Origin of the sequence: Vibrio sp. S9_S30, assembly GCF_014694455.1 — a bacterium.
In the GTDB taxonomy this organism is placed as follows: domain Bacteria; phylum Pseudomonadota; class Gammaproteobacteria; order Enterobacterales; family Vibrionaceae; genus Vibrio.
Genome location: NZ_JAAUWT010000174.1, coordinates 1 through 307 on the forward strand (window position 1 = coordinate 1; position 307 = coordinate 307).

A 307-nucleotide genomic window follows, 5' to 3' on the forward strand; every position below is an offset into this window, starting at 1 on the left:
CATGCAGCCGTTGTGGCTACACAGATTTTTATAAACGTGGTCTTGGAACAGGGCAAAAAATCTTAGATCTACTAAGTGGTTAGCGTATGCATAACAAAAGCTTCAAACCGACAGCCAACGCGTGGCACTTTTAGTTTGCGGTGAATTTAGTGTTTAAGGTGCAATGCAGCGGCTTGATTTGTGCGTTGTCTGCGGTTTAAGCTGGCGTTATAGCGCTTTGAAAATTCAAGGGTTGTCAGGTTCTCGAAAGTTGCTGGCTTCAGTGTTTTCGAGTTCGATTCCTCAACCATATCTAAGGTGGGAAGTT

At 44.0% G+C, this 307-nt stretch carries 1 protein-coding gene; it reads left to right on the forward strand.

The genetic code is table 11. From position 1 onward, the window contains the following. On the forward strand, positions 1–83 hold an 83-nt coding region (locus tag HC752_RS24485), incomplete at its 5' end, for a zinc ribbon domain-containing protein (RefSeq protein WP_238930628.1). Positions 84–307 lie beyond the last annotated feature (224 nt).